Source organism: Ruegeria sp., from assembly GCF_965199275.1.
In the GTDB taxonomy this organism is placed as follows: Bacteria; Pseudomonadota; Alphaproteobacteria; order Rhodobacterales; family Rhodobacteraceae; genus Ruegeria.
Genome location: NZ_CBDAQX010000008.1, coordinates 325,269 through 339,433 on the forward strand (window position 1 = coordinate 325,269; position 14,165 = coordinate 339,433).

At 60.9% G+C, this 14,165-nt stretch carries 15 protein-coding genes; 6 read left to right on the plus strand and 9 right to left on the minus strand.

Annotation, left to right across the window (positions count from 1 at the left end):
* Positions 1-2 precede the first annotated feature (2 nt).
* The 3 genes from ACOERD_RS03790 to ACOERD_RS03800 are packed head-to-tail and all read right to left on the minus strand — an operon-like array spanning position 3 to position 2,098.
* Positions 3-461 carry a DNA polymerase III subunit chi gene (locus tag ACOERD_RS03790; protein ID WP_170764539.1) on the minus strand — a complete coding sequence of 153 codons (459 nt, stop codon included), beginning with the start codon at positions 459-461 and terminating at the stop codon, positions 3-5.
* Positions 462-465: 4 nt separating this feature from the next.
* Positions 466-1,932 (minus strand): leucyl aminopeptidase, encoded by a 1,467-nt coding sequence (locus tag ACOERD_RS03795; RefSeq protein ID WP_419738097.1) that lies wholly within the window; start codon positions 1,930-1,932, stop codon positions 466-468.
* 31 nt (positions 1,933-1,963) lie between these two features.
* Entirely contained in the window at positions 1,964-2,098 is a 135-nt protein-coding gene (locus ACOERD_RS03800) for a hypothetical protein (RefSeq protein WP_419738098.1), read from the minus strand.
* 63 nt (positions 2,099-2,161) lie between these two features.
* On the opposite strand from ACOERD_RS03800, the gene lptG reads away from it, so the two are divergent.
* From lptG to rsmA, 5 genes are all read left to right on the plus strand, one after another.
* On the plus strand, positions 2,162-3,262 hold the full coding sequence (lptG, locus tag ACOERD_RS03805; RefSeq protein WP_419738099.1) for an LPS export ABC transporter permease LptG: 1,101 nt from the start codon (positions 2,162-2,164) through the stop codon (positions 3,260-3,262).
* Entirely contained in the window at positions 3,262-5,424 is a 2,163-nt protein-coding gene (locus ACOERD_RS03810; RefSeq protein ID WP_419738100.1) for an LPS-assembly protein LptD, read from the plus strand. Before lptG ends, ACOERD_RS03810 begins: the two co-directional genes overlap by 1 nt.
* A gap of 44 nt (positions 5,425-5,468) precedes the next feature.
* Positions 5,469-6,668, plus strand: a complete 1,200-nt coding sequence (locus tag ACOERD_RS03815) for a peptidylprolyl isomerase (RefSeq protein WP_419738344.1) — start codon at positions 5,469-5,471, stop codon at positions 6,666-6,668.
* Complete coding sequence (pdxA, locus tag ACOERD_RS03820) at positions 6,665-7,630, plus strand: 4-hydroxythreonine-4-phosphate dehydrogenase PdxA (RefSeq protein WP_419738101.1); 966 nt, start codon at positions 6,665-6,667, stop codon at positions 7,628-7,630. Before ACOERD_RS03815 ends, pdxA begins: the two co-directional genes overlap by 4 nt.
* A gap of 84 nt (positions 7,631-7,714) precedes the next feature.
* Entirely contained in the window at positions 7,715-8,551 is an 837-nt protein-coding gene (gene rsmA / locus ACOERD_RS03825) for a 16S rRNA (adenine(1518)-N(6)/adenine(1519)-N(6))-dimethyltransferase RsmA (RefSeq protein WP_419738102.1), read from the plus strand.
* Between the two features lie 55 nt (positions 8,552-8,606).
* On the opposite strand, the gene ACOERD_RS03830 is transcribed toward rsmA, so the two are convergent.
* From ACOERD_RS03830 to prfA, 3 genes are all read right to left on the minus strand, one after another.
* Positions 8,607-9,188 (minus strand): DUF4167 domain-containing protein, encoded by a 582-nt coding sequence (locus tag ACOERD_RS03830; RefSeq protein WP_419738103.1) that lies wholly within the window; start codon positions 9,186-9,188, stop codon positions 8,607-8,609.
* A gap of 241 nt (positions 9,189-9,429) precedes the next feature.
* The gene (gene prmC / locus ACOERD_RS03835; protein ID WP_419738104.1) at positions 9,430-10,275 is read right to left on the minus strand and encodes a peptide chain release factor N(5)-glutamine methyltransferase; all 846 of its coding nucleotides are present in this window, start codon (positions 10,273-10,275) and stop codon (positions 9,430-9,432) included.
* Entirely contained in the window at positions 10,272-11,327 is a 1,056-nt protein-coding gene (gene prfA, locus ACOERD_RS03840) for a peptide chain release factor 1 (protein ID WP_170373916.1), read from the minus strand. Before prfA ends, prmC begins: the two co-directional genes overlap by 4 nt.
* Positions 11,328-11,390: 63 nt before the next feature.
* Between prfA and ACOERD_RS03845 the strand changes: the two genes are divergently transcribed.
* Positions 11,391-11,672, plus strand: a complete 282-nt coding sequence (locus ACOERD_RS03845) for a hypothetical protein (RefSeq protein WP_170373917.1) — start codon at positions 11,391-11,393, stop codon at positions 11,670-11,672.
* Between the two features lie 7 nt (positions 11,673-11,679).
* Here ACOERD_RS03845 and ACOERD_RS03850 read toward each other — a convergent pair whose 3' ends face one another.
* The 3 genes from ACOERD_RS03850 to speB (ACOERD_RS03860) all read right to left on the minus strand — a co-directional run bounded on the left by ACOERD_RS03850 (position 11,680) and on the right by speB (ACOERD_RS03860) (position 14,158).
* Entirely contained in the window at positions 11,680-12,081 is a 402-nt protein-coding gene (locus ACOERD_RS03850; protein ID WP_419738105.1) for a DUF1499 domain-containing protein, read from the minus strand.
* A gap of 65 nt (positions 12,082-12,146) precedes the next feature.
* Positions 12,147-13,094 carry an agmatinase gene (gene speB, locus ACOERD_RS03855; protein ID WP_419738106.1) on the minus strand — a complete coding sequence of 316 codons (948 nt, stop codon included), beginning with the start codon at positions 13,092-13,094 and terminating at the stop codon, positions 12,147-12,149.
* 89 nt (positions 13,095-13,183) lie between these two features.
* The gene (gene speB / locus ACOERD_RS03860) at positions 13,184-14,158 is read right to left on the minus strand and encodes an agmatinase (RefSeq protein WP_419738107.1); all 975 of its coding nucleotides are present in this window, start codon (positions 14,156-14,158) and stop codon (positions 13,184-13,186) included.
* Between the last annotated feature and the right edge of the window lie 7 nt (positions 14,159-14,165).

Here is a 14,165-nt window from a genome sequence, read left to right on the forward strand (position 1 = left end):
CGCTAGGCTTCGGCTTTCTTTTCCCAACGGCCCGATTCCTCGGACCAGTATTGCGCTGAACATCCCGCGCCGGTCAGCGCTTTCCATTGGCCACGCGCATGTTGAACGGCCTCCATGTCATTGCCGTCGAACAGAATGCAAACCCGGTCCAAAGCGGCGACCTCATCCGGGTCAACCGTGGCCCCGTCCACCGCCATCACGCAGCTGGCATCGTTTGCGGCCTGCATGTCCGAGGTCAGCAGGATCGGTTGCATCGCATCATGCGGCCCACCGGCCCGTCCATGCGGCAGGAACCCGTCCTCGGGTCCCAACCACAGTTTTTCATCAAGCCAGTCCAGCCGCGCAGGATCAGTCCCCCGCACGGCGATCTTCCACCCGGCCTGACGCGCCTTGTCCAGCAGGACTGGCAAAGTATGCTCCAGCGGCTGACGGGTCAGGTGATAGAAATAGACGGCCCCCATGGGTTTACTCGAAATTGTCCTGCACAAAGCGGCTCAGCGCGCGCACACCCCAGCCTGTTGCGCCTTTGGGGGCATAGGATGTCTCAGCCGCGACCGAGGCAACACCGGCGATGTCGAGGTGAATCCAAGGCGTTTCTTCTTTCACGAAGCGTTGCAGGAACTGCGCCGCGGTGATCGAGCCTGCAGGCCGTCCGCCCACATTCTTCATATCGGCGATGCGCGATTTCAGCTGCTTGTCATAGGCCGCGCCCAAAGGCAGCCGCCATGCGCCTTCGTCCTCGGCCTTAGCCGATTTCAGGAAGGCATCACAGAAGGTGTCATTGTTCGAAAACACACCCGCATTCTCATGGCCAAGTCCGATGATGACCGCACCGGTCAGGGTCGCCAAGTCGATCATACCGACCGGAGAGAACCTCTCCTGCGCGTACCACATCACGTCGCACAGAACCAAACGGCCCTCGGCATCGGTGTTGATGATCTCGACCGTGTCACCCTTCATTGACTTCACAACGTCGCCCGGACGGGTCGCATTGCCCGAGGGCATGTTTTCGACCAGCCCCACAAGACCGACCACATTGGCCTTAGCCTTGCGCTTGGCTAGAGCGCGCATGGTGCCGGCCACAACGCCTGCGCCGCCCATGTCCATGGTCATGTCTTCCATGCCACCCGCAGGTTTCAACGAGATCCCCCCGGTGTCGAACACAACGCCCTTGCCGACCAGAGCCAGAGGCGCATCGTCTTTGTCGCCCCCGTTCCACTGCATCACCACAACTTTCGACGGGCTAACCGAGCCTTGTCCAACGCTCAGCAGCGTGCTCATGCCCAGTTCGGCCAGCTTGTCTTCCTCTAGCACCTCGACCTCGAGGCCCAGCGATTTCATCTCGTCCAGACGGTCGGCGAATTCGGTAGTGGTCAGGATGTTCGCAGGCTCATTCGTCAAGTCGCGGGTCATCCGCACACCGTCGGCAACCGCATACATCGGTGCAAAGGCCGCCTCGGCCTCGTCATGCTTGCTGTGACTGATCGCGACCGAACCTGTCGCATCGCTCTCCTTGGTCTTGTGGACGTCGAAATCGTAGCTGCGCAGAGCGATGCCCATCGCCAGATCTTCCACACGCACCTGATTGCCCGCCATCACCAACAGGTCTTTGCCACCGGCCAGTTTTGCCAATGCCGCGCCCGCTTTGCGCGCCTCATCCGCTTCGGGGCGGCGCGGCAGGACCACGATATCCAACGCTTGCGCGGCCATACCAACCGGCCACGCCAGAGAGATCACATCCCCGGTTTTCACCTCTTCGAAACGGTCGCTTTCCACCAACCGAGAAACCGCACCACGGGTCAGTTTGTTGGCACGACGCGCGGCGGGGCTCATCTTGCCATCCGCGGGAATGATGATTGCCACGCGCCCTTCTGCCTGCGCCATGGCATCCACGTCAAAAGCCTCAAAACGGATTGGTACCAGACTGCTCATCGCAAACTCCTCAAAATCTGTTCTCCAAGACCTAGCCCGCGCTGCGCGGCTTGACCAGATAGCAGTTTTCCCCGCCTGCCATTTGCATTAAGGTCCTGCAAAAATAAACGGCAGGCTCGGGGGAGATATAAGTGGCACCAAACGGCAGGCATTCGCTGTCGCGCATGATGACATGCTTTGGCGATCCGGGCGTGAACCCCTGCGTTTCAAGCCCTGAGAGGGTCTTTTCGTGATCCTCGACCGCTATTTCGCGCGCCGCTTTCTTCAAAGCTTTGTGGTCATCGGCGGCATCTTTCTGACCCTGATGATTCTGATCGACCTGATCGAACAGCTGCGCCGCTTTGACGACTATGACCTGTCCGTCGGCCAACTGCTGGGTTTGACACTGCTGAACACCCCTGCCGCGATCAGCGAGATGCTGCCCCTGCTGGTTATCCTGTCCACCATCGCGCTGTTCGTTGGGCTGGCGCGCACCTCAGAACTGGTGGTGACCCGCGCCACCGGTCGCTCGGGCCTGCGGGCGCTGGTAGCCCCCGTCACCCTGGCCCTGATGATTGGCATTCTGGCCGTTGCTTTGCTGAACCCGATCGCCGCTGCGACCTCGGAAGAGTTCGAGCGCTTATCGGACGCCTACCGTGACGATGGCAGCTCTGCCCTGTCGATCAGCCGCGAGGGGCTGTGGTTGCGTCAAAGCTCGGACAATGGCCAATCCGTGATCCACGCCAGGGGTACATCGAACGGGGATACTCTGCGTCTTGACGATGTGACCATCATCACCTTTTCGGGCGGCGGAAAGCCAAACCAGCAGATCGTGGCCGAACGCGCGGAGCTAACCAACGGAACCTGGGTTTTGACCGACGCCAAACTCTGGCCGCTGCGGGACGACCTCAACCCTGAAACAAACGCTGTTTCGCATGAACGTCTTGAGCTGCCGACCACACTGACGCGGGAACGCATTCTGGACACGCTGGGTAAGCAAGACTCGGTCTCGGTCTATGATCTGCCCAAGCTGATCCGAGATTTGGGTGAGGCCGGGTTTTCGACCAAGCAATATGAGGTCTGGCTGCATGTCCAACTTGCCCGGCCGCTGTTTCTGGTCGCCATGGTCCTGATCGGAGCCGCCTTCACCATGCGCCATGTGCGCTTTGGTGGAACCGGTGTGGCGGTGCTGACGGCTGTTCTGCTGGGCTTTGCGATCTATTTCGTGCGCAACTTCGCGCAGATTTTGGGCGAAAACGGCCAGCTTCCGATCTACGTCGCCGCCTGGGCACCGCCCTTTGCGGCGATCCTACTCTCGCTTGGCCTGTTGCTGCACGCGGAGGACGGCTGATGCGACGTTTTATGCCGTTTGCAGCGACCAGCCTGCTGGCTCTGACCCTACCCCTTGGCCTGGCCGCGCAGAATCTGTCCGATCCGACCGTCACCCAAAGCCCGGCGCAAGAGGAAGAACCAGCGCTGCTTGTTGCCGACAAAATCTTTATCACGCCCGAACGCAAACTTGTGGCCGAAGGCAATGTCGAGGCGTTTCAGGGCAACGTCAAACTCAGCGCCAATCGTATCGTTTACGACCGCGAAACTGGAGAGCTGACGCTGGATGGCCCCGTCCGCATTGATCAGGGTGGGCAGACGACTGTACTGGCGGAGTCGGCGCAGCTGGACAACGGGCTTCAGAATGGCCTGCTGGTGGGCGCGCGGATGGTGTTCGAGCAGCAGGTGCAAATCGCATCCGTTCAGGCCCGCCGCGCCGGAGGGCGCTATACGCAGTTCAGCAAGATCGCCGCAACCTCGTGCCATGTCTGCACCGATGGCCGTCCGCCTCTGTGGCAGATCCGGGCGCGCAAGGTCACGCATGACTCGTTAGAGCGGCAGCTTTACTTTGAAGGAGCGCAGCTGCGGGTACTGGACGTTCCCGTTTTCTACTTCCCCTATCTGCGCCTGCCCGACCCGACTCTGGAGCGTGCGACCGGTTTTCTGGTGCCGTCGATTCGCACCACCTCTCAGCTTGGAACCGGGGTGCAGGTGCCGTATTTCTTCAAAATTGGCGACCACAAGGACCTGACCCTTACGCCCTATCTCTCGTCCAAAACCACGACGCTTGGCTATCGCTATCGACAGGCTTTCGTGAATGGCCGGATCGAGATCAACGGCGCGCAGACCCGGGACGACATTCAACCGGATCAGGATCGCGGTTATCTGTTCGCCGAAGGCTGGTTCGACTTTAAAAATGACTATCGCTTTACCTTCGATCTGCAGACGACCTCGGATGATTCCTATCTGGCCGACTACGGTCTGCCCGATTTGGACCGCCTCCGCAGCGAAGTTGCGCTGGAACGGATCAAGCGCGACACGGCGTTCCGGACCAGCTTTATTCACTACAAAACGCTGCGTGACAGCGAAGATCAGGATGAAATCCCCTCGCGCATTTTCGATCTGAACTTCCAAAAGCGCTATTTCCCAACCTCCGTCGGCGGAGAAGTTCGGGTGAACGTCATCGCCCACGCGCATGAGCGCACCAGCGATGAGGACGTGGTCGGACGCGACGTGGCGCGCACTACCTTTGACGCAGAATGGCTGCGCAGCTGGACCTTTGCCATCGGATTGCGGGCAGATGCGTTGTTCGGTGCCTCCATTGACGCGTTCAACATCCGCCACGACAGCAATTTCCCCACGCAGGCTACCCGGACGACCCCTCGGGCCGCCCTGACCTTGCGCTATCCGATGACACGCCGCGAAAAATCCGGCGCGACGCAATTTCTGGAACCCATCGTTCAGTTCGGCTGGACGGATGTCTCTGACAATGACGTGCCTATCGACGAAAGCACGTTTCAGGAATTCGACGAGGGCAACCTGCTGTCTCTGTCGCGCTTTCCGGCAGAGGATCGCCGCGAGGATGGCGCAACCGCCGCTGTCGGCGTCAACTGGGCGCGCTATGGTCGCGGAGGCTGGCAGGCGCTTGCCACGGTGGGCCAAGTCTTTCGTGCGGATGCCGATCCGGATTTCACTCTGACTTCGGGACTGCAGGGCACATCGTCCGATATCCTGCTGGCCGGTCAGCTCAAAACCGCCAATGGCTGGTCTTTGGCCGGGCGCGGAATTCTCAACGGTGACCTGAGCTTTGCCAAGGCCGAGCTGCGTGGAGAGTGGGCGAAAGAAGGTTCAGCCTTCACCGGCAGCTATATCTGGCTGGAACCCGACCCGGCTGAAAACATCGAAGAGGCGGTCTCCGAGGTCTGGCTGCGCGGGCGCTATCAGGTTGACCAGAACTGGCTGACCCGGGCCGAGGCTCGCTACGACCTGAACGAATCCGAACCCATTCGCCTGGGCCTCGGCGTGACCTACCAGAACGAATGCGTTCGGGTTAACATGTCCGTAAGGCGGCGCTTTACTTCAACATCAACTATTGAGCCTTCGACCGAATTCGGCTTTACCGTATCGTTGACAGGATACGCCCTCGAAGGCGCTGGTAACACTTACAAGAGAACATGCAGTTGATATCAACTTTCTCACGGTTTCTTCGTTCCGCTTCGATCCGGCTGGTGCTTCCGGCCCTGGCCGCTACGACTCTTACCTTCACCGCGCCACATACGTTTGCGCAAAGCCTGTTTTCGCCAGCGATCCGGGTCAATCAGGACGTGGTCACTTGGTATGAGTTGGAGCAACGTCAGCAATTCATAAACGCACTCGGAATCTCTGGCGGGTCCGAGGCCGAAGTCCGGCAAGCACTGATTGATGACCGCTTGCGCAAACAAGCCGTGCGCGAAGCCGGGATCGAGGTCCCGCCCGAAGCGATTCAGGCCGGCGTCGATGAATTTGCGGCCCGAGGGCGCCTCAGCACCGAACAGTTCCTGCAACTGCTGGCCAACGAAGGCGTCGATCCGGAAACAGTCCGCGATTTCGTCGCCGATCAGCTAACATGGCGCAACTATATCAGCGCGCGTTTTCTGTCTCAGGCCAACCCCTCCGAGGAAGAGATCAACCGCGCTCTGGGTCAGGGCGGCGGTGGCGGACTTCAGGTCTTGTTGTCTGAAATCATCATTCCTGTAAACCAGCAGACCCTCGCCCAGACCGAGCTTCTCGCTGAAGAAATCGCCAATCTCGAAGGGTTTGACGCGTTTTCGGCAGCGGCGGCGCAATACTCGGCTGCAGAAACCCGCAGCAATGGCGGCCGCCTCGACTGGCTGAACCTGTCCGGTCTGCCCCCAGCGCTACAGCCCGTGGTTCTGGGCTTGAAGAATGGTGAGATCACCAGCCCGATCGCCCTGCCAAACGCCTTCGCTTTGTTCCAGATGCGCGGCCTGCGTGAAGTTTCAACCGGCACGCCCTCTTATTCCAAGATCGACTACGCCATTTACTACATGGCCGGCGGCCGTAGCGCCGAGACACTGGCCGCCGCTGCAAAACTGCGCGAAGAGATCGACACCTGTGATGACCTTTACGGTATCGCGCAGGAGCAACCGGCCGAAGTGCTGGAACGTGTCGACGCTGCCCCTTCCGAGATCCCGCGCGACATCGCGGTCGAGCTGGCAAAGCTGGATCCGAACGACGTCTCGACCACGCTGACACGCAACAACGGCCAAACGCTGATGTTCCTTATGCTGTGCAACCGCACCCGCAATCTGGGCGAAAATACCTCGCGCGCGGACGTCGCGAATGCGCTGACGCAACAGCGCCTGCAAGCCATTGCTGACAGCCTGTTGGAACAATTGCGCGCCGACGCCAGCATCATCGAACAATGAGCGCCCCCATCGCGCTCAGCTGCGGCGATCCGGCCGGCATAGGTCCCGAGATCGCCGCAAAAGCGTGGGCGGAATTGCGCGACACCTGTCCCTTTTTCTATATCGGCGACGCCGCGCACCTCCCCGCAGACAAACCGGCCCAACAGATCAGCGACCCGGCCGAGGCCAACTCGGTTTCCCAAACGGCGCTGCCGGTTTTGCAGCTGAACTTCCCAGCCCCCAACACGCCCGGCCAACCCGACCCGGACAATGCGCCGTCGGTTATTGACGCCATCGAACAGGGCGTTTCCCTTGTGCAATCCGGCGCGGCCTCGGCCCTGTGTACGGCTCCAATCCACAAAAAGGCGCTCATCGACGGGGCGGGTTTCTCTTACCCCGGCCATACCGAATTTCTTGCGGCGCTGGCGGGCCGTGAACGGGTGGTGATGATGCTGGCCAGCGATCAACTGCGCGTCGTGCCCGCGACCATTCACATCCCCCTCTCCCGTGTCCCGCAAGAGCTGACCCCGGCCCTGCTGCACGACACGATCGAGATCACCGCCACCGGCCTGCACTCTCAGTTCGGCATTGAGGCCCCGCGCATCGCCGTGGCTGGCCTGAACCCTCATGCCGGCGAAGGCGGCAAAATGGGAACCGAGGAACTGGACTGGATCGCCCCGATGCTGGCGAACCTGCAGCCCGAGGGCTACAGCGTCACCGGCCCGCATCCCGCCGACACCATGTTCCACGCCGCCGCGCGCAGCCGCTATGATGCGGCCATCGCGATGTATCACGATCAAGCCCTGATCCCGATCAAAACGCTGGATTTCGACCGGGGCGTGAATGTCACCCTCGGCCTGCCCTTCATCCGCACCTCGCCAGATCACGGCACCGCGCTGGATATCGCAGGGCAAGGCATCGCCAACCCAACCAGCCTGATCGAAGCGCTGAAACTCGCGCAGAAGATGACACAAAGCGCTTGATCCTTCACCTGGCTGGAAATATCCCCGCCGGAGGCAAAAAATCTCTGGCGCTAACCACCCCAAACGCGTCACGGTAACCGGATCATGAGCGCTATCGACACCCTCCCTCCGCTGCGCGAAGTCATCGCGACCCACCAGCTGTCCGCCCGCAAATCGCTGGGCCAGAACTTTCTGCTGGACCTGAACCTGACCGCCAAGATCGCGCGCCAGGCAGGAGACCTCAGCACCTGTGACGTTCTGGAAATCGGCCCCGGAGGGCTGACCCGTGGGCTGCTATCTGAGGGCGCGCGCAAGGTCGTAGCGGTGGAAAAAGACACCCGCTGTATCGCTGCCCTAAATGACATCGCCACCGCCTATCCGGGCCAGTTGGAGGTGATCAACGGCGACGCGCTGGAAATCAATCCGCTGGAACACCTGACCCCGCCCATCCGAGTCGCGGCCAACCTGCCCTATAACGTCGGCACCGAGTTGCTGGTGCGCTGGCTGACCCCGCCGGAATGGCCGCCCTTCTGGCAAAGCCTGACGCTCATGTTCCAGCGCGAAGTGGCCGAGCGGATCGTCGCCCAACCCGGAAGCAAAGCCTATGGTCGCCTTGCGATTCTGGCTCAATGGCGCGCCGAAGCACGTATCGCCATGTCTCTGCCCCCCGGAGCGTTTACCCCGCCGCCCAAAGTCTCCAGCGCAGTGGTTCACCTGACCGCCCTGCCCGAGCCGCGCTATCCAGCCGACGCCAGCACCCTATCGCGCGTCGTTGCCGCCGCCTTCAATCAACGCCGCAAAATGCTGCGTGCCTCATTGAAAGGTGTGGCGCCTGATATCGAAGATCGCCTGATCGCAGCCGGCATCAAGCCCACCGATCGGGCCGAGCAGGTCCCGCTTGAGGCCTTCTGCGCCCTCGCCCGCGAAGTTAAAAAAACCTAGGCCCAACGAAAAAGCCCCGGATAAAACCGGGGCTTTCTTCGTATCAGTGTCCGGCTTACTCCGCCGCTTCGGGCGCGTCCCCATCGGTTTTTGGCGCTTCCTCAGCCGTAGGTGCAGCTTTGGGCTTGCGCGGCGCACGCGGTTTGCGCGCGGGCTTTTCTTTCTTCTCAGGGGCCTGAGTACCTTTGTCTTTGCTCTCAGGGGTCTCGACCAACCCGCTTTCCGGCGCAGGTTCAGGCGCGCTGAAATCCATCACATCAGGCTGGGGCGCCTCGGCCGGGTCGGCCTGACGGGCGGCTTCACGCTCCTGACGTTCGGCGCGTTCACGGTCGCGCTCGGCCTGACGTTCGCGGTTCTGGCGCTCCTGCTCTTCGCGGCGCGCTTCAATCTCGCGCTGCGCCTCGCTCAGCATCCGCAGATAGTGTTCGGCATGCTGCTGAAAGTTCTCAGCCGCGACACGGTCGTTGGACAGCTGTGCGTCGCGCGCAAGCTGGTTGTATTTGTCAATGATCTGCTGCGGTGTGCCACGCACCTTACCCTCGGGGCCCGAGCTGTCGAACACACGGTTGACGACGTTGCCGCCAGAAGGACGATTGCGGTTATTTTTGGCCCGCGAGCGGGATTTGGAAGATCTCATCTTACTTTACGTCAGCCTTATCAATTCGCTGCCGATCAACCCGTACCTTACGCTGCTCAGAGGCCTGTCCCGTAACGTGTCATCGGCTTTTTTGGGCTTGGCGTCAGGGGCGCGCTGAAGCAGCGTCAACCTCTCCGACCATTCCTGAGTAAACATGTCCTGCCGCCTCAGACAAGAGGTTTCTGGGATATTTCGCAGCTTTTTTGCAAAGACCGGCGCTTTTCGGCCTCTAACGCTGCGTTCAACCCGGGATTCTGCCCAAAACAACACGGTCTCGCCCGTCCAGATCGGGGATGACGCGGATATCCGACAAGCCAGCGGCACCGAACAAAGCCGACACGTCCTTGGCCTGTGTCGGTCCGATTTCTACCAGCAAGCGCCCGCCCGCCATCAAGAAATCAGGTGCACCCGCCGCGATCCGGCGATAGGCGTCCAGCCCGTCCCCTTCATCGGTCAAAGCCATGCGAGGTTCATGCTCGCGCACTTCGGGCGACAGGTCCTGCATTTCTGACAGCGCGATATAGGGCGGGTTCGAGACGATGAGGTCAAACTGCCCCTCAATCCGATCGAACCAATCCGAGCGCACAATCTCGGCCCGGTCCTGCACATTATGCTCAACCGCGTTGGCGCTGGCCTGCAAACAGGCCGCTTCGCTCAGATCTGCCCCCAGGCCCGTAGCACTGGCGCGCTCGGCCAGCAGCGTCACCAGAATACAGCCCGAGCCGACCCCAAGGTCCAGAACATGGTCAAACGGCTCGCTCAACGCGGCTTCGATCAGCGTTTCTGTCTCGGGGCGCGGGTCCAGCACATCGCGGCTGACGCGGAAATTGCGACCGTAGAACTCCCGCTCTCCCAACAGATGCGACACAGGCACCCGGATCGCGCGCAGCGACACCAGTTGCTCATAGCGTTCGGCAATGTCGGGCGACAGTTCCTCGGGTGCGATCAGAGTGACGCGGCTGGCCTCGATTCGGGCCGCGTGCGCCAACAGAACTCGCGCGTCACGTGCCGGGTCATTGACACCGGCAGCGCGCAGGCGGGCTGTTGCGGCAGCCATCGCCTTGGCGGCGGTCAGGGCCGCAATCATTGCGCCATCTCGGCCAGCAGCCGGGCCTGATCATCTGCGGTCAGGGCGTCGATCACCTCATCCAGATCGCCCTGCATGACCTGATCCAGCTTGTAGAGCGTCAGGTTGATGCGATGATCCGTCATCCGGCCTTGCGGGAAGTTATAGGTCCGGATCCGCTCGGACCGATCGCCCGAGCCGACCTGACTGGCCCGATCCGCCGAGCGTTCACTGTCGATCCGCTGACGCTCCAGATCATAGAGGCGTGTTTTCAGCACCTGCATCGCGATCTCGCGGTTGCGGTGCTGCGATTTCTCGGAGCTGGTCACCACGAGACCGGTCGGCAAGTGGGTAATCCGCACCGCCGAGTCGGTGGTGTTCACGTGCTGCCCCCCGGCTCCGGACGACCGCATCGTATCAATGCGAATGTCATTGGCGTCGATCTGGATGTCGACATCCTCGGCCTCGGGCAGAACCGCAACCGTCGCCGCCGAGGTATGAATACGCCCACCGCTTTCGGTTTCGGGCACGCGTTGCACCCTATGCACGCCGGATTCGTATTTCATCCGCGCAAAGACATTGTCGCCTTTGATATGGGCAACGACCTCTTTGATGCCGCCAAGGTCCGAGGCCTGTTCTTCGATGATCTCGAACCGCCATCCCCGCGCCTCGGCATAGCGTTGGTACATGCGCAGCAGGTCCCCGGCGAACAACGCCGCCTCATCCCCGCCGGTCCCCGGACGGATTTCCAGCATGGCCGGTCGCGCATCCGCTGCGTCCTTGGGCAGCAGCGCCAGTTGCAGCGCATGTTCGGCCTCGGGGATACGGGACTGAAGCTGGGGGATTTCCTCTTCAGCAAGTTCCTTCATATCCGGGTCCGCCAGCATCGCCTCGGCCTCAGCCAAATCCGAGACCAGCTGACGCCAGGACAGGATCTGATCGACCACCGGTTTGAGGTCAGAATACTCTTTGGCCAGGGTCGCTATATCCCCGCCCGAGGCGCCATCAGCCATGGCGGCTTCGAGGTATTGGAATCGCTGGGTTATCTGCTCAAGGCGTTCTTCGGGGATCATCCGGCGGGTGTCTCTCAATCTGGGGCTTTGGTCAAGGGCCAGCCTTGTGCTAAGGTTCCCGGCATGAAGGGGTTGGTTTTCATTTTATCGCTGTTCGCACTCCCCGCCATGGCCGACTATGTTGGGCCGGATGGCAAGGTTCGCGATTGCTACTGCACCGACAAGTCAGGCTCGCGGATCGAGTTGGGGCAAATGATCTGCTTGCAGGTTGATGGCCGGATTTTCACCGCGCAATGCCAGATGTCATTGAATGTGCCGATGTGGCGTGAGGTGCAGGAAGGGTGTTTGTCGTCAGATTTGGACTGGCCCGATCTGGATCAGACCCTCAAGACATCCGCGTCCTGAACGCTGCCTACATCTGCGCCAGCCACCCATCAACGCGGGCCTTGTTCACCCCGAAATCCTTGCGGCCAAAGCGCAAGCGGCCATGGATGCGCAGCAGGTCTCCGTCCTGCTCGACTGTGGTGTAGTCGGGAAAGCCGATAATCTTGGTGCGGGTGATATAGGTGATCCGCCCTTCGTCCACCGAACCGGCCAAAACGATTGTGCGGGGCGCGTTGCGGGCAATGGCATCCAGCCTCGCCAACCCCTCTGGCCCTGTTTCGACCACGCGCAATACGCCACCTTGCAGATCCTGGTTGGTCTCGGCCCTAGGGGCAATGTGCCAGTCCGCCGGATCGGAGGGCGCAAGCCGGATGTAGGCTCCCAGTGCGATCACCACACCAACAACACCCAAAATCAGCATGCGTTTCATTCCGTCTCTGTCCTTTTCCTGAACCCTATGCGGAACAGATGCCGTTTCAAGGCGAACCCGGCTAGCTACCGTGACGTCACACCGGGCAGAATGCACAGAAGTTCGAACAGAAGATTGGCGGCCGTAAGGGCCGTGTTCCCCGACGGGTCGTAGGGCGGAGACACCTCCACCAGATCGCAGCCCACCACGTTCACGCCTTGCAGCGCGTGGATCAGCTGCATCGCTTGCGGGGTCGTCAGCCCTCCGATCTCGGGCGTGCCCGTACCGGGGGCGTAGGCCGGGTCCAGACTGTCGATGTCATAGGTGATATAGACCGGGTGATCGCCGACCGTCTTGCGGATTTGCGAGCCGATCTGCGTGAGGTTCTGCTGCCACAACTCCCACGCGGGAAATTGCTGGAAGCCCCAGCCCTGCGCCTCGGTAAAATCGGTTGAGGCATAGCCCGAACCGCGAATGCCGATCTGAAAGGTCTTGTCGGGGACGATCAGCTTTTCCTCGTGGGCGCGGCGGAAGACGGTGCCGTGGGTCTCACGCTCGCCAAACATCTCGTCGTTTACATCTGCATGGGCATCCACATGCACAAGGGCGACCGGCCCGTGTTTTGCGGCAATCGCGCGCAGGATCGGCAGGGTGATGGAGTGATCTCCGCCCATCGCCACCGGGATCACATTCTGCGCAAGGATACCGTCATAGCTGTCTTTGATGATCTTGAGGCTTTCCGACAGCGAGAACGTATTGATCGCCAGATCGCCGATATCCGCAATCTGCAACGTATCAAACGGGGCTGCGGATGTAGCCATATTGTAGGGCCGGATCATCGCGCTTTCGCTGCGGATTTGCTTGGGGCCGAACCGTGTGCCCGACCGCCACGAGGTGCCGATATCCATCGGTATCCCCAACAACGCCACATCCAGCCCGGCCAGCGAGGTCGCCTGCGGCAGCCGCATGAACGTGTTCGGCCCGGAGAACCGCGCCAGATCATTTCCGCTGATCGGTTGATTAAATTCAGTCATTTGCGGTTGGTTCCCATCCCATCAGATCATGTTTCTCAGCACATACCGGAAACTTGGCTAACCATTGGTTAACGCGCTTCGATCCCCGTTTACATTTTCTCGGCCATAAGCCGGTTCCACCCCAGCAGGCAGATGATCTGCGTGGCCACATGAGCGCCCGCAATGGCAGTCGCCCCGGAGGTGTCATAGGGCGGAGAGACCTCGACCACATCCCCGCCTTTGATGTTGATCCCGGCGATGTCGCGCAGAATGATTTGCGCCTGAATCGAGGACAAACCGCCCCAAACTGGCGTCCCGGTCCCCGGCGCAAATGCGGGATCCAGGCCGTCGATATCGAAGCTCAGATAGACGGGGCGGTCGCCGAGTATGGATTTGATCTTCTGCGCCACGGCAGCGGGGCCGGATTCGTAAACTTCACGCGCGTCGATAATGTTGACGCCCAACGTGTCCTCGTTGCTGGTGCGAATACCCACCTGAACCGAGCGTTTCGGGTCCACGATCCCCGATTTCACGGCCTTGTAAAACATGGTCCCGTGATCGACGCGGGACATATCATCGTCCGCCCAGGTATCCGTATGCGCATCGAACTGCAGCAAGGATATCGGGCCGTATTTCTCGGCATAAGCTTTCAGGATCGGAAAGCTGATATAGTGATCTCCGCCCAAGGTGACCGAGGCCACGTCAGCCGCCAGAATCGTGCGGATATGATCGGTCAGCGTGTCCGGAAAGGCCGGGATATTGGCGTAGTCATAGGCCATATCGCCATAGTCGACGATCGCCAGTTCGCTCAGCGCGTCAAAGGGCCAACCGTATGGTGCATCGGGGGATTGCAGGGCGCTCGCCTCGCGGATCGCACGGGGGCCGAGCCTTGTGCCGGGGCGGTTCGTCACCGCCTGATCGAAGGGCACGCCGGTGACGGCGATATCCACGCCCTTCAGGTCCTTAGTGTAAAGCCGCCGCAGGAACGAGGTCGCGCCGCCGAAGGTGTTCTCATAGGACAGGCCCTTGAGGTCGGGGTTGGTAAAGGCCTCATCGACCTGATGTTTTGCGTCTTCCAGTGCCATGTCTTGT

Coding starts and splice junctions, on each gene's coding strand:
- ACOERD_RS03790 (WP_170764539.1), bottom strand. CDS start 461: ATGGGGGCCGTCTATTTCTATCACCTGACCCGTCAGCCGCTGGAGCAT.
- ACOERD_RS03795 (WP_419738097.1), bottom strand. CDS start 1,932: ATGAGCAGTCTGGTACCAATCCGTTTTGAGGCTTTTGACGTGGATGCC.
- ACOERD_RS03800 (WP_419738098.1), bottom strand. CDS start 2,098: ATGCGCGACAGCGAATGCCTGCCGTTTGGTGCCACTTATATCTCCCCC.
- ACOERD_RS03810 (WP_419738100.1), top strand. CDS start 3,262: ATGCGACGTTTTATGCCGTTTGCAGCGACCAGCCTGCTGGCTCTGACC.
- pdxA (WP_419738101.1), top strand. CDS start 6,665: ATGAGCGCCCCCATCGCGCTCAGCTGCGGCGATCCGGCCGGCATAGGT.
- rsmA (WP_419738102.1), top strand. CDS start 7,715: ATGAGCGCTATCGACACCCTCCCTCCGCTGCGCGAAGTCATCGCGACC.
- ACOERD_RS03830 (WP_419738103.1), bottom strand. CDS start 9,188: ATGAGATCTTCCAAATCCCGCTCGCGGGCCAAAAATAACCGCAATCGT.
- prmC (WP_419738104.1), bottom strand. CDS start 10,275: ATGATTGCGGCCCTGACCGCCGCCAAGGCGATGGCTGCCGCAACAGCC.
- prfA (WP_170373916.1), bottom strand. CDS start 11,327: ATGATCCCCGAAGAACGCCTTGAGCAGATAACCCAGCGATTCCAATAC.
- ACOERD_RS03845 (WP_170373917.1), top strand. CDS start 11,391: ATGAAGGGGTTGGTTTTCATTTTATCGCTGTTCGCACTCCCCGCCATG.
- ACOERD_RS03850 (WP_419738105.1), bottom strand. CDS start 12,081: ATGAAACGCATGCTGATTTTGGGTGTTGTTGGTGTGGTGATCGCACTG.
- speB (WP_419738106.1), bottom strand. CDS start 13,094: ATGACTGAATTTAATCAACCGATCAGCGGAAATGATCTGGCGCGGTTC.
- speB (WP_419738107.1), bottom strand. CDS start 14,158: ATGGCACTGGAAGACGCAAAACATCAGGTCGATGAGGCCTTTACCAAC.